This is a genomic window from Alcaligenes sp. MMA, assembly GCF_020907215.1.
Lineage (GTDB): Bacteria > Pseudomonadota > Gammaproteobacteria > Burkholderiales > Burkholderiaceae_B > Alcaligenes > Alcaligenes aquatilis.
The window spans coordinates 302,069-322,473 of the sequence record NZ_JAJJPP010000001.1 but is presented as its reverse complement, the minus strand read 5'-3'; the positions used below and the strand labels follow the sequence as shown (position 1 = coordinate 322,473).

Genomic DNA, 20,405 nt, shown 5'->3' with positions numbered 1-20,405 from the left:
GACTATTACTCGTCGTTCTTTGTCTTCAGCACTTTACGGCCACGATAGATGCCGTTGGGGCTGATGTGGTGACGCAGGTGCAATTCGCCAGTCGTAGGCTCGATAGCCGTCGAAGGACCAGTAAGCGCGTCGTGCGAACGACGCATGTTACGCCGGGACGGGCTCTTTTTATTCTGCTGAACAGCCATGATGACTCCTGTAGATGGACAACCCCGAATAAATGGGTGCAGCCCGAAAAATTAACGAATTAGTAACAAACAATCAAGACTTCTTGAGCGAACCCAGCACAGCAAACGGGGACGGCCGCTCAAAAGCGGATTCATCCAGGTCGTCTGACTTAGCTTCCATGGACAGCGACTGAGCGTCGGGACAAACCTCATGGCGCGGCACATAAGGCACGCTGAGAATCAGTTCATCCTCGACCAGCCCCAGGACATCCAACTGGCCTTCACACAAGATACGATCAGGACCTTCCGTATCGTCATCGTCCAGCTCCAGTTCTTCCTCGGTTGCCACAATCTGCACTTCGTTAGAAATATCGATGGGCCACGCAAAAGGCTTCACACAGCGCTGGCATTCCAAAATGACACTACCTTTGGCCTGCACATGCACAAACCGACGCCGGGCAGAATCCTCCCGACCCGAAACGCTCCAGTCAATGCGCAAATCGCCTTGATCGGGCAAATCGGATACCAGACGAGACAAATCCTCCACCAGCACCTGGCCCGACATTTCCTGAGGGGCACGGGCGAGATTCAAGGTGTCGATATACTGTGTCGTCATAAGTATGCTTAGGGCATCAAACCGCGGTCTTGCCAGGATTTGGATACCGCTTGTTTGTTTTGCTTGTCGCTTGTTTGCTGCTTGTTTGTTTTACTGCCTTGGTATCGCTTGGGTGCGCTCTACCATTTTTCTTGTACTGCTTCTTTTCCCTGCCCTTCGGTATTGAAGCATGTAAAACCTCGCTGGCAAACTGCCAAGCTAGCCCACAACCATTTCAATAACGAAGAAAACATTAGATAATACCGTGCTAAGCACAAGGCAGTCAAACCAAAGCACAGCTAAAACACACCATGCGTCTCATCCTTGCATCAAGCTCAGTCTATCGCCGCGCTATGTTAGCGCGTTTGGGCCTGCCTTTCACCTGTCAGTCTCCTGACATTGACGAAACCCCACTTCCTGGGGAGGCTCCTGCACAGCTCAGTCTGCGTCTGGCGCGTGAAAAAGCCACCCGTATCAGCCAGCTAAACCCAGGCGCACTGGTGATTGGCTCCGATCAAGTTGCCACGTCGGGCCAGGACGCCATCGGCAAGCCCGGCGACCACGCTGGTGCACAGAAACAACTGCGTCGCCTAAGCGGTCAACACATTGATTTCCATAGCGCCTTATGCGTGACTGACGGCCAGGAACTGCTGTGCAGCGATATTGTTACCAATTGTCGTTTTCGTGCATTAAGCGATGAGGAAATTGAGCACTATTTGCTGCAAGAAAGGCCTTATGACACTGCTGGCAGCGCCAAAGCCGAAAGTCTGGGGATTGCCCTGATGGAATCCATGCGCTCGGACGATCCGACCGCGATCATCGGCCTGCCCCTGATCGAGCTGTGCACCATGCTGCGTCACTTTGGATTAAACCCCTTGCGCCCCAACCTTCTTACCCCTTCCGTTTAGGACTGATTCGCCATGCCCCAAGCCGCCCCCTTGCATCTGATCCCCGTAGGCTTAAGCGAGAGCCCGATCAGCGGCTGGCTACCCGCCGACGTCAAAGCCTTGACGCGCGAACTGACCGTCTTTATTGCCGAGAACGCCAAAACCGCCCGTGCTTTTCTGAAACTGGTCGAGCCAGTGGTGCCTTTGCAGGAAATCACCATTCATACCTTGGACAAGCGCGGCAACAAACCCGGTGAAATGCGCGAGTGGTTGAAAGTCGCCCTGCAAGGCCAGGCGATTGGCCTGGTGTCAGAAGCTGGCTGCCCTGCGGTGGCCGACCCCGGCGCGCTAGTGGTGGCCATGGCCCACGAAATGAAAATCCCTGTGCGTCCACACGTTGGCCCCTCCTCCATTTTGTTGAGCCTGATGGCCAGCGGCCTGGACGGACAACAGTTTGTATTTCACGGCTATGCGCCTGTCGATGGCGCCGCACGCGCCAAGCAGCTTAGACAATGGGAAAGCCAGTCCCAGACCTTGAAACAAACTCAGATCCTGATCGAAACGCCTTACCGCAACCAGGCCATGTACAGCACCCTGCTGCAGGCACTGAAGCCCACAACACGCTTGTGTCTGGCACGTGATCTGACGGGTTCGCGTGAATTGATCCAGACCGCCACGGTGGAACAGTGGCGCGAACGCCCAGCGCCCGCCCTGGACAAAACCCCCTGCATTTTCTTGTTTCTGGCGGGTCGTTAAGATGAAACCCCTGTCTTGCCTTACCCCCGCCTTGAAACGCAGCCTTCGGATTGGCGCGCTCAGCCTGACGGCCTTATTGGCGGCTTGTGGCGGTAGTGGCCCCTTCAAACTTGATGACAGCTATAGCGCTCAGGGCCAAAACAGCCGAGTGCGATATCTGGTCATGCACTACACCGCCGGCGACCACGCCACGTCTCTAAAAGTGCTGACACAACGCGATGTCAGCGCCCATTACCTGGTCAGCGACGAGCGTCGTCCTACTGTCTACCGCCTGGTTCCGGAAGAGCGCCGCGCCTGGCACGCTGGCATAGGCTCCTGGTACGGCTTCACGGACCTGAACACCGGCTCTATCGGCATCGAAATCGTGAACATGGGACGCCTGGCAGATGGCCGCTGGGCCCCGTATACATCCGGGCAAATTGAGGCAATCAAAGTATTGTTAAAAGATCTGGCTCAGCGCCATGGCGTGTCTGCTCGCAATATTATTGGTCACAGCGATGTGGCCCCACAGCGCAAGCTGGATCCCGGCCCCCATTTCCCCTGGAAGGAACTGGCCCAAGCGGGCATAGGCCGTTGGTACAAGGAATCACAGGCTCACGCGCTGCAAGCACAGTACGCTACGCGCCCCCTGCCCTCTGCTGCTCAAACTCAGGCTCTGCTGCGAAAAGCAGGCTATGAGACTCCGGACAGTGGTGTTTTCGACAAGGCCACACAAAACGTGATTGCCGCTTTTCAGATGCACTACCGTCCGGCCCGCTATGACGGTATTCTGGACGCCGAAACAGCCGCCATTTTGCAAAGTTTGGATTAAGAAAAAAAACAGGTAATGGGCTAGTGCTCATTACCTGTTCTTTTTAATGCTCTGTCTTATTCAGGGTGGGCCAGCGGCGCAAAATCAACAAGCCCGCCAGCACCAAACCATAAACATAGACCTCCACCACATCATTTTTACCGATACGAATCAAATAAAAATGCAGAATGGATAGGACCGCCGCCAGATACACCGTCTGATGCAAACGACTCCAGCCACGACCCAAACGCTTTTGCCAGCCATTCGTGGAGGTCAGGGTCAAGGCCAATAAAATCAGCAGAGCCACCACACCAATAGCGATCAAGGGCCGCTGTACCACGTCCTGCCACATGGACAGCCAATCCCCCGAACGATCCCACCAGGCCCAGGCCAGCGTATGCAAAGCAGCATAAAAGAAACTGAACAAACCCAACATACGACGCCAACGCACCAAAGCGGGTTGCGCCAGCAAACGCCGTACGGGGCTCAAGGCCAGGGTCAGCAATAACAGCACCAAGGCCCAGACCCCGCTGGAGCGCGTCAAGAACTCGGCGGGATTCGCACTCAGACCATTATTGAAACCCAGCCATACCCAGCGCCCCAAGGGAAACAAGCCCAGCAAAAACACCAGGGGCTTGAGCCTGTCTAACTGGGCGGCCTTCCAGGTAGCCATTAGTAAAACCGCCTCAAATCCATATCGGCATACATGCCAGCCACGTCTTGTGCATAGCCATTGAAAGGCAAGGTCGGCTTTTTAGTGGCAAAAAATCCCGAACCAATGACTCGCTCAGTCGCCTGACTCCAGCGCGGATGCGGCACCTCGGGGTTTACATTGGCGTAAAAACCATATTCATGAGGAGCCACCTTCATCCAGCTGGACTCGGGCATGGTGTCCGTCAGGGTAATTCGCACCAGGGACTTGGCCGACTTGAAGCCATACTTCCAGGGCACGATCAACCGCACAGGCGCTCCGTTCTGAACAGGCAAGCTTTTTCCGTAAAGACCGGTAGCCAGCAAGGTCAACGGGTGCATGGCCTCATCCAGCCGCAATGCTTCCACGTAAGGCCAGTCCAAGATACGTGAGCGCAAGCCCGGCATGGTTTCCGGGTCTGCTGCCGTTTCAAAGCGAACAAAGCGGGCTGAGCCTTGGGGCGACGCCTGTTTCAACAGGGCCGACAAGGAATACCCTACCCAAGGCACTACCATGGACCAGGCTTCCACACACCGCAGGCGGTAGATACGCTCTTCCAAGGGGGCGAGCTTCAAGATCTGATCCATATCCAGGGTCAGCGGTTTGTTCACCAAACCGTCGATCTGCAAGGTCCAGGGTTCCGTCTTGAATTTCCCCGAGTGACGCGCAGGGTCTTCCTTGCCCGTGCCAAATTCATAGAAATTATTGTAGGTGGTGACATCGGACTCGCGGGTGGGCGTCTCGTCCAGCTTCCAACGCTGGGAAGGCGTGAACGGCAAGGCCTGCCCCACAGGGACGGCCTGAGCCTGACCCGGCAAGCTGGCCGCCAAGGCCAAGGCCCCCGGAGCCTGCAACAGCAGACGGCGGCGAGCCCGCCAGACCGACTCATCAGTAATTTCAGAGGGACGTATGGGCTGCGAGCGTGATTTGAACATCTCCATCTCCTTGAACCTGCCGGCAAGGCGGCCATCAAACCCGCTTGCCTTGTCTTAAATCCGTGCCAATACCCAATCGCGCATTTGCGCCACATTATCAACCATGACCGTAGGCTCTGCCTTGGCCAGAGTTTGAGGATCGTGTGCGCCATATGTGACAGCCACACTATCCATGCCCGCATTGGCCGCCATGTGAATATCATGCACGGTATCACCCACCATCAAGACCTGTTCGGGCTCCAGCATCAATTCAGCCAGCAATTGATGCAGCATTTCCGGATCTGGCTTGCTACGGGTTTCGTCCGCACAACGGGTCGCATCAAAAAAAGTGCTGAGTTTGACCTGCTGCAACACCCTGTCCAGACCTTGACGACTTTTACCTGTTGCCACTCCTAAGGCAATCTGACGGCCACGAAGTTCACCCATGAAAGGTAAAATTCCGTCAAAAAGCTTGATATGAGGGTCACGCTGCATGAAATGATAGCGGTAACGCTCCAGAAACAGCGGCATCTGCTCGGCGGTCAAATCCGGTACAGCGCGGTACAAAGCGCTTTCCAGCGACAAACCAATAACCCAACTGGCTTGCTGAATCGAAGGCACAGGCAATTGCAGGTCCGCACTGGCCAACTGAATAGAACTGGCAATTGAGTACGTCGAATCCATAACTGTGCCGTCCCAATCAAACAGAACGGCGGCGTAACGCGTCATAACAACTTCTCCAAACGCTCAAGAACGGCCTGACAGGCCGCTGGCAAAGCCGCCTCCAGAACCAGGGGCTGTCCGGTGACAGGATGATTGAACTCCAAGCGTCCCGAATGCAGGAACATGCGCTTGAAACCTTGACGGGCAAATTGATCGCGGATGGCATCGTCGCCATATTTATCATCACCCACAATCGGAAAACCCGAATGGGCCAAATGAACACGAATCTGGTGAGTACGGCCGGTTTTCAGCTCGGCCTGCACCAAGGTAAAGCGGCCAAAGCGGCGCTGCATGGTGATGATGGTATGCGCAGGCTTGCCAGCCGGGTCAACCTTGACGCGCCGCTCGCCACTTTCAGTCAGCCAGCGCAGCAAGGGGAAACGAATATGTTGACGATCGTTCACCCAATCGCCCTGCACCAGCGCCCAGTAAAACTTGCGGGCACGGATTTCACGAAACATATCATGCAAGCCGACCAAAGCCGCGCGACGTTTGGCAATAATCAGCAAGCCGGAGGTGTCACGATCCAGACGGTGGGCCAGTTCCAGAAAGGGTGCCTGAGGGCGCGCCGCACGCAACTGCTCGATGACACCAAAAGACACGCCACTGCCACCATGCACAGCCACACCGGCAGGTTTGTCGATCACCATCATGTGCTCGTCCTCGAACACCACTGGGAAAACGGCAGCGGGGACGGGACGGGCCTGCTCGGGTTCAGGCAGGCGCAGAGGCGGAATCCGCACCATATCGCCATCTTGCAAGCGATAGTCGCTACTGATGCGGCCTTTGTTCACGCGAACCTGACCGCCGCGAATGGCTTTGTAAATGTGGCTTTTTGGCACCCCTTTACATTCGCGTAACAAAAAATTATCTATACGCTGACCCGCCCGCGTTTCATCAATGCGTAATATTCGCACTTGAGGGACTGATCTTTGTGATTCATGAGGTTTGCACATAACAAAAAGGGGCATATAATCGCTTCAGCCTATAGAAGCTGAGACTGGGTCCAGCGTAGAGATGCAAAGGGTGCGTCTCCGTTGGATAACCAAGGACTGATAATTGTATCCTTGAGTTCCAGCTTCCGGGTCATAAGGTCGCCGGGGTGAGTCCGAAATAACGAAAGTCGTGTGGCAAGAAGGCCCGCTTTCCAAGAGATGCTTTCCTCCCGCGTGCGGCGCTGAATTCCTGCACAGATTGTCCCGTTCTTTTGCACCAGCCGCATGATTTATGCGACTGCCGTTCCCCCAGCAATTTTATATTCGTCAAACACACACTGTGACTCTGACCCTCCTGCTGATTGAACTTCGCGCTTTGGCGCGACTCGTGCCTCCCAGACTATAAGCCGGTAGGCCGATTTTGCCTGCCTGCCCCAAACTGATGCAGCTATAGCGCTACACACCTGTGACCCGCGGTCGTGCGCCGATATTTCGGTGCTCCATGACAACGGAGATCCACACTCATGAAACGCATGTTGTTCAATGCGACGCATCAAGAAGAACTACGCGTCGCCATTGTTGACGGTCAAAAACTCATTGACCTCGACATCGAAACAGCCGGGCGCGAACAGCGCAAAGGCAATATTTACAAAGGGGTCATCACCCGTATCGAACCCGGCCTGGAAGCCTGCTTCGTCAGTTACGGTGAAGAGCGTCACGGCTTTCTGCCTTTCAAAGAAGTGGCTCGCAGCTACTTCAAAGAAGGGGTTGATGTACGCAGCGCCCGCATCCAGGACGCCCTGGTCGAAGGCCAGGAACTGATCATCCAGGTTGAAAAAGAAGAGCGTGGCAACAAGGGCGCTGCCCTGACCACCTTTATTTCCCTGGCAGGTCGCTATCTGGTTCTGATGCCCAACAACCCTCGTGGGGGTGGCGTATCGCGCCGCGTGGAAGGCGAAGACCGCCAGGAACTGCGCGAAGCCATGGACCAACTGGATATCCCGCAGGGCATGAGCATCATTGCCCGCACCGCAGGTATCGGCCGCAGCGTCGAAGAACTGCAGTGGGACCTGAACTACCTGATGCAGCTGTGGACCGCCATTGACGGCGCGGCCCGCGACAATGCTGCCCCTATCCTGATTTATCTGGAATCCAGTCTGGTTATCCGGGCGATACGCGATTACTTCTCGCCCGATATTGGCGAGATCCTGATCGACACGGATGAAATTCACGAGCAGGCCGCCGCCTTCATGAGCGTGGTCATGCCCGACAACTTGCATCGCGTGAAAATGTACCGCGATGACATCCCCCTGTTCTCGCGCTTTCAGATCGAACACCAGATCGAAACTGCTTACTCACGTACCGTGCAATTGCCGTCGGGTGGTGCTGTCGTTATCGACCATACCGAAGCGCTGGTTGCCATTGACGTGAACTCGGCCCGCTCCACGCGTGGTGCCGATATTGAAGAAACCGCCCTGCGCACCAACCAGGAAGCCGCCGACGAAGTGGCCCGCCAGTTGCGTTTGCGTGACTTGGGTGGCCTGATTGTTATCGATTTCATCGATATGGAAGACAGCAAGAACCAGCGTGCTGTCGAACAACGCCTGCGTGACGCCCTGCACCTGGATCGTGCTCGTGTTCAGATGGGCAAGATCTCGCGCTTTGGCCTGATGGAACTGTCTCGTCAGCGCCTGCGCCCTGCCCTGAACGAAGGCTCTCACATCACGTGCCCACGATGCACCGGTACCGGCGTGATTCGCGATGCTGAATCCAGCGCCCTGCATGTTCTGCGCCTGCTGCAAGAAGAAGCCATGAAAGAAGGCACTGCCGCCCTGCACGCTCAAGTGCCTGTGGACGTGGCTACTTTCTTGCTGAACGAAAAGCGCGCTGACATCACCAAAATCGAATCACGTCTGAACATCGCCCTGATCCTGATTCCCAACAAGAATCTGGAAACCCCGCACCACATCATCGAGCGCCTGCGCCACGATGACCCACGCCTGGACGAACTGCGCAGCAGCTACGAGCTGGTTCAGCAGCCTGAACAGCAAGACAGCCTGGTGCCGCACCGCAGCCACGAAATCAAGCCTCGTCCAGAAGCCCTGGTCAAAAGCACCACGCCGGCCCAGCCTGCTCCCATGAGCAAGCCAGCTGCTGCTGCCGCAGCCGCCAGCGCCGCTGCCAGCGACAACAAACCCGGCCTGCTCAAACGTTTGCTGAGCTGGTTGTCCGGTACACCCACGGAGCCCGTGACCGAAGCCAGCAAATCCGAAGAGAGCAAATCTCCTTCCGGTCGCCGCCAAGGCCGTCCAGGCCAATCCCACGGTGGCCGTGGTCAAGGTGGACGTGGTCGTCGCCAGTCCAACCGCCCGGAAGCAGCTCAGGAAGAAAAAGCCAGCACGGAAAGCACCAGCGCGAATACCCGTGGTCGCCGCCGCAATGCCTCGGCCAATAACGAAGCCGCCTCGGAAGCCCCGCAAAGCACCAGCACGACTACGACGCCTGCCACCGCCGACGAAGGCAGCAGCAACAGCCGCAACCCACGTAACCGTCGAGGCCGTGGCCGTCAACGCCGCGAAGAAGGCAGCACAGAAAACGTCGAGCTGAACAAAGACCTCAACAGCACGGCCGCCCAGCCCGAACAGGCTGTTGCCAGCATTGCCGCAGCCTCTGCTGTTGCCGCCACCAAGCAAGAAGCACAAAAACGTGCTGAACAGCTGGCTGAGGCCGACAACACTGATACCGGCGACAACTCGGATACTGAAACGGACGAAAACAGCGAGAACGGCGCCCTGGATCCAGAGCGCAAACGTCGCCGTCGTCGTAGCCGTCGTGGTCGTCGCAACACAGACGCCAACGCAGTGGCCGAAAACGAAGAGAACAGCGAAGAAGGCAATACCAGCGCCTACGTTGCTCACGCAACACCCAGCTTTAACCCCGCTGCCCTGGATGCCCAGGAACAAGCCGCTGCCCAAACCGCAGCAGCCGAGCCTGAGCAGCCCCAAGCAGCCGTAGAGGCACCAGCAGCCCAAGAAGTGACGGCTGTCGCCGCTCAGGAAGCTCCAGCCGCTGCCGAAGCTGCACAACCTGCTCAAGAAGTCGTCACGACTCAAGCAGCCGCAGTTGAAACCGCCTCAGCTCAGGAAGAAGTAGCCGCTCCAGCCGTTCAGGCCGAAGTTGCTCCAGAAGCTCCTGCTGCTGAAGAAACTGTTGCTCCTGTGCAAGCAGAAGCTGCTGCCGAACCTGCAAAAGCAGAAATCGTTGAAGCTCAAGCCGAAGCCGTAGAAACAGCTGCAACTCCAGCAGAAGCCCAAGCCGTGGCAGAAACCCCAGCCGTTGAAGCTGCTCCAGTGGAAACTGTAGCCGTCGAAACCGCTGCTGCTCAGAAAGAGACAACTGTTCCCGCCGCCGAAGTCGCTCCAGAAGCTCCTGCAGCTGAAGAGGCCATTGCTCCTGTACAAGCAGAAGCTGCTGCCGAACCAGCCAAAGCAGAAGTCACCGAAGCTCCAGCTGAAGCCGTAGAAACAGCCGCGACTCCTGCACAAGCTCAGTCCACAACTGAAGCCCCAGCCGTTCAAGCCACTCCAGTGGAAACTGCAGCCGCAGAGACTCGCGTAGAGACTCAAACCGCTTCCGCAGAGCCTGCCGCCGAACAAGCACAGAAGCCCGCTGCCGCTCCTCTGGAAGCCGTACTGAACGCCGCAGGCATCGAACTGGTGGAAACCGCTCGCTCGGCAACACAGGACGACTACCAGCCTGCACCAGTGCGCCTAGGTCGCCCACGCAAGCAACGTACTGCAGAAACCGAGAGCAGCGAACCGCTGCAACAGGTCGAAACGCAGTAAACAGCAAGACTAAAAACGCCGCCCTCCAGGGCGGCGTTTTTTATGCCTGTCGTATCCACAAAGAGCAATCACCTGAGCCCCCTTCTCCTCCTCCTTCTCCTTCTCCTTCTCCTTCTCCTTCTCCTTCTCCTTCTCCTTCTCCTTCTCCCTTCCCGCTAATCCAAGCCACTCCCCCAACAAGCCCCTATCCTCTTTCGCCCAAACTCCAGCCTAGCCCCACCCACCTCGGCATCTAGCCCAGCATTAAACCCGCCCTAGCCTTAACCTCAAACCCACCACTCTTTCAACTCCAGTTGCATACAAAGCCGAAGATAGGAATAAAGAGAAAAAACAAAGCTGAAGCCAACAGCGCAGAAAACGTACGCACATACACAACCGAACGAGGCATAGGCCAAAACACAAGCTCAAGCACAGGACAGGTGCAGGTGCAGGTGCAGACAGCAGATACAGCCCTCTATTTGGGCCCTCTGCGATATTCCCTTTTTCTTGAGGTAGGGAGTACAGCCCGAATGCGAGTCAGAGCTTTGGCCGCGGGCTATTGAACAATCCAGAGTGCAAACCCAGCGCTGTTCGAGCCAGACGCTTGTACTTGGTCCGAGGGGACCGAGTACCTGGCGAGTTCACTGGGCGCCTGGATCGCTCAATAGCCAAGGGCACCCGTGCGCAGCACGGGCCAAGGCCCCGCCCCCAGGCCTTACTCCCCCCACCCCAAGAAAACCAAGCCAATCTCGCCCTGAAGTCTCAACCAAGAGACCAACGTTCCAATAGCACAAACCCCTGTGCAAAAAAAACCAAACTACAGCGGAGCAGGCAATAAAAAACGCCACCTGAACCCAGATGGCGTTTTTCCCTAAGCGTCAAGCCGTGGCAATCAAGAATGACGCGACACAGCCTCAGCCGGTTGACGAGTCAACAAAGCCAGCAGCTCCGCCAGTTCACGCTGCAACTCACGACGGTCCACCACCATATCGATCGCGCCCTTCTCCAGCAAGAACTCGGCACGCTGGAAGCCTTCAGGCAGCTTCTCACGCACAGTCTGCTCAATCACGCGAGGACCGGCAAAGCCAATCAAGGCATTAGGCTCGGCAATCACCACATCGCCCATAAAGGCAAAACTGGCCGATACACCACCCATGGTTGGGTCAGTCAAAATACTGATAAACGGCAAACCCGCCTCGGACAGTTCGGCCAGGATAGCCGTGGTCTTGGCCATCTGCATCAGGGAGAACAAGCTCTCCTGCATACGCGCGCCACCCGAAGCGGCCACACAGATGAAAGGACTACGGTCGGCAATAGCCGCCTTAACACCACGTGTGAAACGCTCACCCACCACCGACCCCATGGAACCGGCCATGTATTCAAACTCGAAGCAAGCCACCACGGCTGGCACAGACAAAATCGTGCCGCTCATGACCACCATCGCCTCAGTTTCGCCCGTTTGTTTGGCTGCCTCGGAAACGCGTTCGGTGTATTTGCGCGAATCGCGGAACTTCAAGGGGTCCATAGGACGGGTGTTAGAACCAATTTCGGTCTGGCCTTCGGGGTCCAGCAAGGATTTGATCCGGCCACGCGCACCAATACGCATGTGATGACTGCACTTGGGGCAAACATTCAAAGTTGCCTGGAGATCTTCCTTGTAGAGCACAGACTCACACGACGGACATTTCACCCACAGCCCCTCGGGAACGCGACGGCTGCTTTCGGGGTTACGGTTAATTCGCGGCGGGAGTATTTTCTCGATCCAGCTCATTGTTAGATCCTGTTTTCGCTTGGCCGGCACCCGGCCCACCAAACTCTTTATTCTGAAAAAAAGCGCCTGTTCCTCAAGAACAGGCAGATGATTCTATACGCGGAATAGGTATTTAGGCTAATTATCCAGCGCCTGACGTATCTGTGCGAGCCATTGACTGGCCGCGGCAACCGCCGCTGCGTCCTTATCCTTTTGCTCTTTGCCCGCGTTTTCTTGCACGGCCTGCTCCATAGTCTGAATCAGCTTGGAACCAATAACAACTGCGTCCGCACAACGGGAGATGGCTTTGGCACTTTGCGCATCACGAATCCCGAAACCTACTCCGACCGGAATTTTGACGTGCTGACGAATGCGCTGCAAGTGGTGTTCCACATCAGCCACATCAATCTGGGCCGAACCGGTCACCCCTTTCAGGGAAACATAGTACACATAGCCTTGAGCCAACTCGGCCACCTTGGCAATGCGTTCGTCCGTGGAAGTGGGCGACAGCAGGAAAATGGTGTCCACGCCCTGCTCGGTCAGCAAACGGGTGAAATCCTCGGACTCTTCAGGCGGGTAATCCACCGTCAGCACGCCGTCCACACCCGCCTTGCCCGCCATCACGGCAAACTCGGCCTGACCGATACGTTCGATAGGATTGGCGTAACCCATCAGCACAACCGGCGTTTCCTCGTCGATCAGGCGAAACTGCTGCACAATCTCCAGCACTTTACGCAAGCCGACACCACGGCTGATGGCACGTTCAGCGGCTTGCTGAATCACCGGGCCATCGGCAGTGGGATCAGAAAAAGGCACACCCAGTTCAATGACATCTGCCCCGGCCTGACGCAAGGCATGCATCAAGGCCACGGTAGCGGGCACCGAAGGGTCTCCGGCCGTAATATACGGCACCAGGGCGCAACGCCCATTCAAACCTTCAAACGTCTTTTGCAGACGCACATTACTCGACATATCAGTTCCCGATTGCTTACAGAGTCAAGCCGCCGTACTCGGCGACCGTATGCATGTCCTTATCGCCACGACCGGACAAACTGACCAGAATGATTTTATCCTTGGACAAAGTCGGAGCAATGCGAGCCGCATGAGCCAGCGCGTGCGAGGACTCCAGCGCAGGCATGATGCCTTCGATGCGGCAGCAATCGTGAAACGCTTTCAGAGCGTCTTCATCGGTGCAGGTGGCGTAGTGGGCGCGGCCACAATCTTTCAGCCAGGCGTGCTCGGGGCCCACACCCGGGTAATCCAGACCAGCCGACACCGAGTGCGTAGGCATGACGTTGCCGTCATCATCCTGCAGTACATAGGTACGGTTACCGTGCAGCACACCCACCAGTCCCTTGTTCAGGGAAGCCGAGTGCTCCAGCGTATCCAGGCCGCGTCCAGCCGCTTCCACACCGATCAGCTCCACGTCCTTGTGCTCGATATAGGGGTAGAAAATGCCCATGGCATTGGAACCACCACCGACTGACGCCAAGACGTAATCAGGCTGACGACCGGCATCCTCAGGCATTTGCTGCACGCACTCTTCCCCGATCACGCATTGGAAGTCGCGCACCATCATCGGGTAAGGATGAGGACCAGCCACCGTGCCAATGATGTAGAAGGTATTACTGATGTTGGTGACCCAGTCACGCATGGCCTCGTTCAGCGCATCTTTCAGGGTGCGCGAACCGGATTCCACGGGCACAACCGTCGCACCGAGCAGCTTCATGCGGTACACATTGGAAGCCTGACGACGCACGTCCTCGCTACCCATGTAGACCACACATTCCAGACCGTAACGGGCAGCGACCGTAGCCGTTGCCACGCCGTGCTGGCCTGCACCGGTTTCAGCAATAATGCGTGGCTTGCCCATGCGGCGAGCCAGCAGGATCTGACCAATACAGTTATTGATCTTGTGTGCGCCAGTGTGATTGAGGTCTTCGCGCTTGAACCAGATCTGAGCTCCACCTAGTTGCTCCGACCATCGACGGGCATGGTACACGGGGCTGGGACGACCGACAAAATGCTTGAGTTCGTAATGAAACTCGCGCAGAAACTCAGGATCGTTCCGATACTGTTCGTAGGCTGCTTTCAACTCGTCCAGGGCGTGGACCAGCGTTTCAGCGACAAACGAACCACCAAACTGACCAAAATGTCCATCCGGGTCGGGCAAGGTATAGGTTTTCAAAGCTCGCTCTCTTGATTGACAAGAACAATCGCGGGCACAACACCCGCGAGGTTTAGGTTTACCAATTTTAGCAGTTCAGGACGAGTAGCGGCGGGCGCTAACACCCGATAACTCGTTCAAGGCCGCTAAAGCCTTTTGAATTTGCTCGCCATCACGCACTTCAATGGTAAATATCATGCGTGTCAACGAACGACGGCTCAAGGTATTAATACCCGTTACGTTCAAGCGCAGGCGGGCAAATACTTCAGACAGATCACGCAAGAGGCTGGGATGCTCCTGAGCCTCAATCGCCAGATCCACCGGATACTGAGTATCCCCCGTATCGCCCCAATCAACGCTAATAGCCCTTTCAGGTTGTCGATCAGCCAGTTCCTGATAAGACTTGCAGTCAGCACGGTGTATGGACACTCCCCGACCACGGGTCACAAAACCGGCAATCAGGTCAGGCGGTGCGGGACGGCAACAGCGGGCCAGCTGTGTCATGAGGGAGTCCACGCCCACCACCAGCACACCGCTTTTCCCGGTTTTGGAAACACTTTCCCGGGCCGCATCAAACACGCGCTGTACGGGTTCTTCTTCCTGCACATCCTCACGGAACAAGGCGTCCACTTGGCGCAGACTGAATTCATCCTTGGCCACCGCCACATACAGGTCATCCGCCTTGGCAAAACCCAGTTGCTGGGCCATCTGTTCCAGATTGACGGCGGTACGGCCCAGCCTTTGCAGCTCTTTTTCGACCATGCTCTGGCCTTGGGAGATACGCTGCTGCAATTCAATCGCGTTGAACCAGGCCCGCACCTTGGAGCGCGAACGCGGGCTGGCCAGAAAGCCCAGTTGTACGTTCAGCCAGTCACGCGAGGGGCCACCGGATTTGGCCGCCACAATCTCTACTGTCTGGCCCGTCGACAAGCGCGTGGACAAAGGCACCATCTGCCCATCAACCCGCGCACCGCGACAACGGTGGCCCAGATCGGTATGCAGATAGTAGGCAAAGTCCACCGGCGTCGCCCCCACAGGCAGCTCGATAACGCGAGCCTGCGGCGTCAGCACATAAATATGCTCGTCTTCCTGAGCCTTCAAAGGCCGGGCGACTGCCGGTTTCTTACTGGCGACGGGTTCTACTGTCTTTTCGGAAGCCGACTCTTTGCTGCTGTCTGCTTGCGGACCAGGCGCGGTAGCGTTTGACGTGGACGCCTCCCTGTCCCAGGCCAGCAATTGACGCATCCAGGCGATCTTTCTATCGTCCTCACCATCGGCCACCTGCTGCCCGCCTTGGGCTCCCGCTTCCTTGTAGCGCCAGTGGGCAGCCATCCCGTATTCCGCGAACTGATGCATGTCGCGCGTGCGGATCTGAATTTCAAAGCAACGCCCCTGCGCATCCGCAATGACGGTATGCAAGGAGCGATAACCATTGGGCTTGGGGCGGGAGATGTAATCGTCAAACTCCTCGGGCACAGGCGTCCACAAGGAATGCACCACAGCCAACGTGTGGTAGCAGCTGCGTTCATCCTCAACGATGACGCGCAAGGCGCGCAAATCAAACAGTTGTTCAAAGTCCAGATGCTTGTTACGCATCTTGTTCCAGATGCTGAAGATATGCTTGGGTCGGCCCGAGACCTCGGCCACGATATGCTCGCGTTTCAAGGCCGCCAAAAGTTGATCACGAACCTGACTGATCAGGGTTTCGCGCTCCACGCGCTTGTCTTCAAGCTGACTGGCAATATGTTTGTAAACCTCGGGGTTCAGAAAACGAAAGGCCAGATCCTCCATTTCCCACTTGATCTGCCAAATCCCCAGGCGGTTAGCCAGCGGCGTATACAGCTCCAGCGTTTCGCGCGCGAACCCTACCGGGCAGACATTTCTGGACTGTCGGTACCAGCGCAAGGACTGCAAGCGCGAGGCCAGGCGCATCAAGACAATGCGCAAATCGGCGGCCATCGCCAGCAGCATCTTGCGCTTCATTTCTTTTTGATCACCCCCGCCCGTCTGCTCCTTGGCCTGGCCTGTCAGCGATCCCAGGCGGTACAAGGCGCGCGAGCCACGCACCAGGGTCATGACCTCGGCACCAAAGGCTTTTTGAACCGGATCCTGTTTGATCTCCGGCCCAGGGGCGGGGGTGACGGCCAACAAGGCACTGGCACGGGTTTGGGCATCCACACCCAAACCAGCCAAAATAAGCGCTACCTGAGCGCAATGGCTGTCCAACGGTTCGCCGGTACTTCCGGCCAGATCCAGCAAAATAGGCCCCGCCCAGTCGGCAGCCGCCTGCAATAGCGTACGCCCTGCTTCATCCAGTCCGTGGCTGGCTTGCGCGAACCATAGAGGGTTGAAGGCCGACTCGGCCATAGGGGGGGAAGCGGTGTGATTCATGTGAATTACGTCGATGTGGCCACTCAGCGCTGAGGTGGCTCTCTATACTGTAGACGCTAGTCTATCACCGCGAGTAAGAGCTTATGAGTCTGAACACATGCCGCCAGCTTCTATTGATTTGGCACTCCCGTACCGGCGCGGCCCGGCAATTGGCTGAACAGGCTGAACAAGGCGCGCTGGAGGTGCTCCAGGAGTTGGGAGGGCTAGAACAGATCCGTATCAAACGTTTGCATTGCGATCAGGTGCAAGCGCAGGATTTGCGCGACTCCCACGCTTATCTGTTCTGCGCCCCCGAAAACCTGGCCAGTCTGAGCGGGGCCATGAAAGAGTGTCTGGACCGGAATTACTACGAGGTGCTGGATCAGCTAAATGGCCGTCCCTACTCTGCCTTGATCAGTGCCGGTAGCGATGGACAAGGAGCCCAGCGACAACTGGAGCGGATTTGTACCGGCTGGCGGCTGGAGCTGGCCGCCCCGATCCGGATCTTCAACTTTCACGCCCAGACACCAGAAAGCATTCTGGCTCCCAAGACCTTGAATGAAGAGCAAATTACCCAGGCTCGGGAAGCCGGTGGGCACCTGGCGGCGCTGCTATGCCTATAAAAAAGCCCTTTGCATAAAACAAAGGGCTGTCATTCAAGCTGGCGGCAACTGAAAAACCTGCCGCAAATACGCCAGATACGCCGGATCATCACACATGGTCTTTTCCGGAGCATCGGACACTTTCGCCACCGGCTGACCATTGCAGCGCACCATCTTCATCACAATCTGCAAAGGCTCATGGCCAAGGTCATTGGTCAGGTTGGTGCCAATCCCAAAAGACACCTTGCAGCGCCCTGCAAAACGCAGCGCCAGCTCAATGGCTTTGGGAATGGTCAAGCCATCAGAAAATACCAAGGTCTTGGTACGCGGATCGGTACGGTTAGCCTGATAGTGCGCCAGCAAGCGCTCACCCCAGATGAAGGGATCGCCCGAATCGTGACGGGCACCGTCAAACAGCTTGCAAAAATACATGTCAAAGTCGCGCAGGAAAGCATCCATGCCGTACACATCCGACAAGGCAATGCCCAGGTCACCGCGATATTCTTTGGCCCACACCTCTAGGGCGAAAATCTGCGAATCACGCAAGCGAGGGCCCAGAGCCTGACAAGCCTGCAAGTACTCGTGTCCCATGGTGCCCAGCGGCGTTACCCCATACTTCATGGCCAGCCAGACGTTGCTGGTGCCGGCAAAGTGCGGTTTCATCTGCTCGATCATAGTGGTGACCACTTCTTCGTGCCACTGCTTGGAAAAGCGGCGGCGCGTGCCGTAATCAGCCACACGAAAGTCACTTAAGGCCGGATCATCGACCACCAGACGCATCTTGGACTGCAGACGCTCGCGCCCTTCCGCCCATTGTGGTTGTGGACATTCGTTGCGAAAGTAGACCTCGTTCACGATGGCCAGCACCGGGATCTCGAACAGAATCGTATGCAGCCAGGGGCCTTGGACCGAAATTTCGATCTCGCCGGGAACAGCCCCAGCCTGCACCTGAATGCAACGCTCGGGCAGATGGAACAGACCCAGAAAATCGACAAAATCGCTTTTGATAAAGCGCAGGCTGCGTAAATAATCCAGCTCGGCGTCTGAAAAACGCAACTGGCACAGGGCATGAATTTCCGCCCGGATCTCGTCCAGGTACTGGCTTAAATTAATATTGGGAGTGCGGCATTTATAGCGATACTCCACGTGCGCAGCCGGGAAATGATGCAGGACAACCTGCATCATGGAAAACTTGTACAGGTCCGTATCAAGTAAAGAGGTAATGATCATCACAAACCTACCGATTTTGATTGCGCAACCATAGCACGGGCGTCAGTTCTTGCGTACCGCTATCTAGCAGATGAGCTATTGCGCCATCTCAATAAGCAAGAAGCTGAATATTCGTTAAAATCGAAAGATTCGATTCAAATCCCATTTTTATCGTTCAGGCCCTGTGCGTTGTCGCGCACCCCATCCACGGCCTTTTGCCGTGATCAACCGCCTTAGCGATACCGCAGGAGTGTTACTGAAATGACCCACGTCGTCACCGAAAACTGTATCAAGTGCAAATTCACCGATTGTGTGGACGTGTGCCCCGTCGACTGTTTTCGTGAAGGCCCGAACTTTCTGGTGATTGACCCGGACGAGTGTATTGACTGCGCCGTCTGTATTCCCGAATGCCCGGCCAATGCCATTTTTGCCGAAGAGGACGTGCCCCAAGATCAGGTGCACTTCATCGAACTGAACGCTGAATTGACGCCTGTTTTTGGCAGCATCAACCGCTCCAAAAAACCGCTGGAAGATGCGGACGACTGGAACGGTGTGGAGAACAAACTACAGTATCTGGAACGCTAAGCACGTCGCTCGCTCTATATAGACCCGACTCGGTGGCTGCGTTTGTATCCAGCCACTCTTGCGCCCAATCTCGCCTTTTGATAAAAAAACCTGCCGCACCGCAGCAAGGGAAAATACCAAGGCCAGAGGAACGATAAACGTCGTATTGTTTCCCACAAGGAAATAAGCATATACATTCCTCTGTATCAAATTAGGCAACACCAAGGCGCACACTATGCTTTACGATCTGCACGAACTTCAGCGGTCCTTTCTGGCTCCGCTCGCCGCCTTTACCGGCACCGGCTCTCAATGGTTTTCCAACCCCTACAGTCCACTGGCCTATACGCCCCTGTCGCGCCAACTGGCGGCGGCCTCTGAACTGGTACACCGTATCGGCAAGGATTACGAAAAACCAGCCTGGGGGCTGGACGAAACCCAGATCGACGGCCAAACCGTCGCCGTGCAGGAGGTCGAGCACCTGAGCAAACCGTTCTGTAGGCTGATCCACTTCAAGCGCGATCATCCCAAAGCGGATCAGGACCCCACGATCCTGCTGGTCGCGCCTCTGTCCGGCCACCACGCCACCTTGCTGCGCGAAACCGTACGCGCGCTGCTGCCCGATCACTCGGTTTATGTTACTGACTGGATTGATGCCCGCATGGTGCCTCGTTCAGCCGGCCCCTTCCATCTGGACGATTACGTCCTGTATGTGCAGGAATTCATCCAGGCACTGGGCCCGAAAGTGCACGTCATGTCGGTTTGTCAGCCTACGGTGCCGGTCTTGGCTGCCGTCTCCTTAATGGCAAGCCGTCGCTCGGCCGTGATGCCACGCAGCATGATCATGATGGGTGGCCCCATCGACACGCGTCAGTCACCCACCGAGGTGAATCGTCTGGCCACCACCAAGTCCTATTCCTGGTTCGAAAACAATCTGATTCACCGGGTGCCCACCAAATACCCTGGTGCTCACCGCCGTGTGTACCCCGGCTTTTTGCAGCACGCCGGTTTTGTCGCCATGAATACGGATCGTCACGTCAGCTCACACTACGACTTTTATCAGCACCTGATCAAAGGTGACGATGACGATGCACAAGCCCACCGCCGTTTCTACGACGAATACAATGCCGTGCTGGACATGCCCGCCGAGTTCTACCTGGACACGATCCGCATTGTGTTCCAGGAGCACCGTCTGCCCAAAGGCCAATGGCACGTGCATGGCGAACAAGTCCGTCCCCAGGATATCGATGGCGTGGCCTTGTTTACTATTGAAGGCGAATTGGACGATATTTCCGGCCAGGGCCAGACTCATTCGGCTCAGGGGCTATGTTCGAAAATCGCGCCTGAACTCAAGCAACAATTCACCGCGCCCAACTGTGGTCATTACGGGATTTTCTCCGGAAGCCGCTGGCGCACGCTGATCTGTCCTAAAATCAGGGACTTCATCCGTCAGCACAACTGATA

The 20,405-nt window shown here is 56.4% G+C and carries 19 protein-coding genes; 7 read left to right on the top strand and 12 right to left on the bottom strand.

All coding sequences use genetic code 11. The annotated features are described in order from the left end of the window. Positions 1-5: 5 nt before the first annotated feature. Positions 6-188 carry a 50S ribosomal protein L32 gene (gene rpmF, locus LNA76_RS01400; protein WP_003800968.1) on the bottom strand — a complete coding sequence of 61 codons (183 nt, stop codon included), beginning with the start codon at positions 186-188 and terminating at the stop codon, positions 6-8. A 73-nt stretch (positions 189-261) separates the two neighbouring features. Beyond that, a complete protein-coding gene (locus LNA76_RS01395) occupies positions 262-783 on the bottom strand; it encodes a YceD family protein (protein WP_094197312.1) in 522 nt (173 codons plus the stop codon). A 290-nt stretch (positions 784-1,073) separates the two neighbouring features. Between LNA76_RS01395 and LNA76_RS01390 the strand changes: the two genes are divergently transcribed. From LNA76_RS01390 to LNA76_RS01380, 3 genes are read left to right on the top strand one after another with little or no spacing between them, the layout of a single operon-like run. After that, on the top strand, positions 1,074-1,670 hold the full coding sequence (locus LNA76_RS01390; protein ID WP_108727754.1) for a Maf family nucleotide pyrophosphatase: 597 nt from the start codon (positions 1,074-1,076) through the stop codon (positions 1,668-1,670). A gap of 12 nt (positions 1,671-1,682) precedes the next feature. Next, positions 1,683-2,405 (top strand): SAM-dependent methyltransferase, encoded by a 723-nt coding sequence (locus tag LNA76_RS01385; protein ID WP_094197314.1) that lies wholly within the window; start codon positions 1,683-1,685, stop codon positions 2,403-2,405. A 1-nt stretch (position 2,406) separates the two neighbouring features. Then, positions 2,407-3,216 (top strand): N-acetylmuramoyl-L-alanine amidase, encoded by an 810-nt coding sequence (locus LNA76_RS01380; RefSeq protein ID WP_094197315.1) that lies wholly within the window; start codon positions 2,407-2,409, stop codon positions 3,214-3,216. A 43-nt stretch (positions 3,217-3,259) separates the two neighbouring features. Here the strand turns inward: LNA76_RS01380 and LNA76_RS01375 are convergent, their stop codons facing one another. Genes LNA76_RS01375 through LNA76_RS01360 form a run of 4 tightly spaced genes read right to left on the bottom strand, consistent with a single transcriptional unit; the run spans position 3,260 to position 6,494 of the window. Next, positions 3,260-3,868: a sulfite oxidase heme-binding subunit YedZ gene (locus tag LNA76_RS01375; protein WP_230017699.1), complete on the bottom strand. Its 609-nt coding sequence runs from the start codon at positions 3,866-3,868 to the stop codon at positions 3,260-3,262. Further along, positions 3,868-4,821, bottom strand: a complete 954-nt coding sequence (msrP, locus tag LNA76_RS01370) for a protein-methionine-sulfoxide reductase catalytic subunit MsrP (protein ID WP_230017698.1) — start codon at positions 4,819-4,821, stop codon at positions 3,868-3,870. Before msrP ends, LNA76_RS01375 begins: the two co-directional genes overlap by 1 nt. Before the next feature lie 54 nt (positions 4,822-4,875). Next, on the bottom strand, positions 4,876-5,529 hold the full coding sequence (locus tag LNA76_RS01365) for an HAD family hydrolase (protein WP_094197318.1): 654 nt from the start codon (positions 5,527-5,529) through the stop codon (positions 4,876-4,878). After that, entirely contained in the window at positions 5,526-6,494 is a 969-nt protein-coding gene (locus LNA76_RS01360; RefSeq protein WP_427957390.1) for an RluA family pseudouridine synthase, read from the bottom strand. The genes LNA76_RS01365 and LNA76_RS01360 overlap by 4 nt, the downstream gene beginning before the upstream one ends. A gap of 488 nt (positions 6,495-6,982) precedes the next feature. On the opposite strand from LNA76_RS01360, the gene LNA76_RS01355 reads away from it, so the two are divergent. After that, positions 6,983-10,303 (top strand): Rne/Rng family ribonuclease, encoded by a 3,321-nt coding sequence (locus LNA76_RS01355; protein ID WP_230017696.1) that lies wholly within the window; start codon positions 6,983-6,985, stop codon positions 10,301-10,303. Between the two features lie 9 nt (positions 10,304-10,312). Here the strand turns inward: LNA76_RS01355 and LNA76_RS01350 are convergent, their stop codons facing one another. The 5 genes from LNA76_RS01350 to LNA76_RS01330 all read right to left on the bottom strand — a co-directional run bounded on the left by LNA76_RS01350 (position 10,313) and on the right by LNA76_RS01330 (position 16,590). After that, the gene (locus LNA76_RS01350) at positions 10,313-10,483 is read right to left on the bottom strand and encodes a hypothetical protein (RefSeq protein WP_230017694.1); all 171 of its coding nucleotides are present in this window, start codon (positions 10,481-10,483) and stop codon (positions 10,313-10,315) included. Positions 10,484-11,174: 691 nt separating this feature from the next. Then, entirely contained in the window at positions 11,175-12,053 is an 879-nt protein-coding gene (accD, locus tag LNA76_RS01345; RefSeq protein WP_094197320.1) for an acetyl-CoA carboxylase, carboxyltransferase subunit beta, read from the bottom strand. Between the two features lie 117 nt (positions 12,054-12,170). Further along, entirely contained in the window at positions 12,171-13,004 is an 834-nt protein-coding gene (gene trpA / locus LNA76_RS01340) for a tryptophan synthase subunit alpha (protein ID WP_094197321.1), read from the bottom strand. Positions 13,005-13,020: 16 nt separating this feature from the next. Continuing rightward, positions 13,021-14,220 (bottom strand): tryptophan synthase subunit beta, encoded by a 1,200-nt coding sequence (gene trpB, locus LNA76_RS01335; RefSeq protein WP_094197322.1) that lies wholly within the window; start codon positions 14,218-14,220, stop codon positions 13,021-13,023. Positions 14,221-14,295: 75 nt separating this feature from the next. Continuing rightward, positions 14,296-16,590 (bottom strand): RelA/SpoT family protein, encoded by a 2,295-nt coding sequence (locus LNA76_RS01330; protein ID WP_108727757.1) that lies wholly within the window; start codon positions 16,588-16,590, stop codon positions 14,296-14,298. A gap of 83 nt (positions 16,591-16,673) precedes the next feature. On the opposite strand from LNA76_RS01330, the gene LNA76_RS01325 reads away from it, so the two are divergent. Continuing rightward, complete coding sequence (locus tag LNA76_RS01325; protein ID WP_125276539.1) at positions 16,674-17,192, top strand: flavodoxin family protein; 519 nt, start codon at positions 16,674-16,676, stop codon at positions 17,190-17,192. 33 nt (positions 17,193-17,225) lie between these two features. Here the strand turns inward: LNA76_RS01325 and pncB are convergent, their stop codons facing one another. Beyond that, positions 17,226-18,401, bottom strand: coding sequence for a nicotinate phosphoribosyltransferase (gene pncB, locus LNA76_RS01320; RefSeq protein WP_094197325.1), 1,176 nt, complete (start codon positions 18,399-18,401; stop codon positions 17,226-17,228). A gap of 240 nt (positions 18,402-18,641) precedes the next feature. Between pncB and fdxA the strand changes: the two genes are divergently transcribed. Together fdxA and LNA76_RS01310 are read left to right on the top strand one after the other, a co-directional pair. After that, positions 18,642-18,965, top strand: coding sequence for a ferredoxin FdxA (fdxA, locus tag LNA76_RS01315; protein WP_026483116.1), 324 nt, complete (start codon positions 18,642-18,644; stop codon positions 18,963-18,965). A 214-nt stretch (positions 18,966-19,179) separates the two neighbouring features. Next, positions 19,180-20,403: a polyhydroxyalkanoate depolymerase gene (locus LNA76_RS01310; RefSeq protein WP_230017692.1), complete on the top strand. Its 1,224-nt coding sequence runs from the start codon at positions 19,180-19,182 to the stop codon at positions 20,401-20,403. The last annotated feature ends 2 nt before the right edge of the window (positions 20,404-20,405 follow it).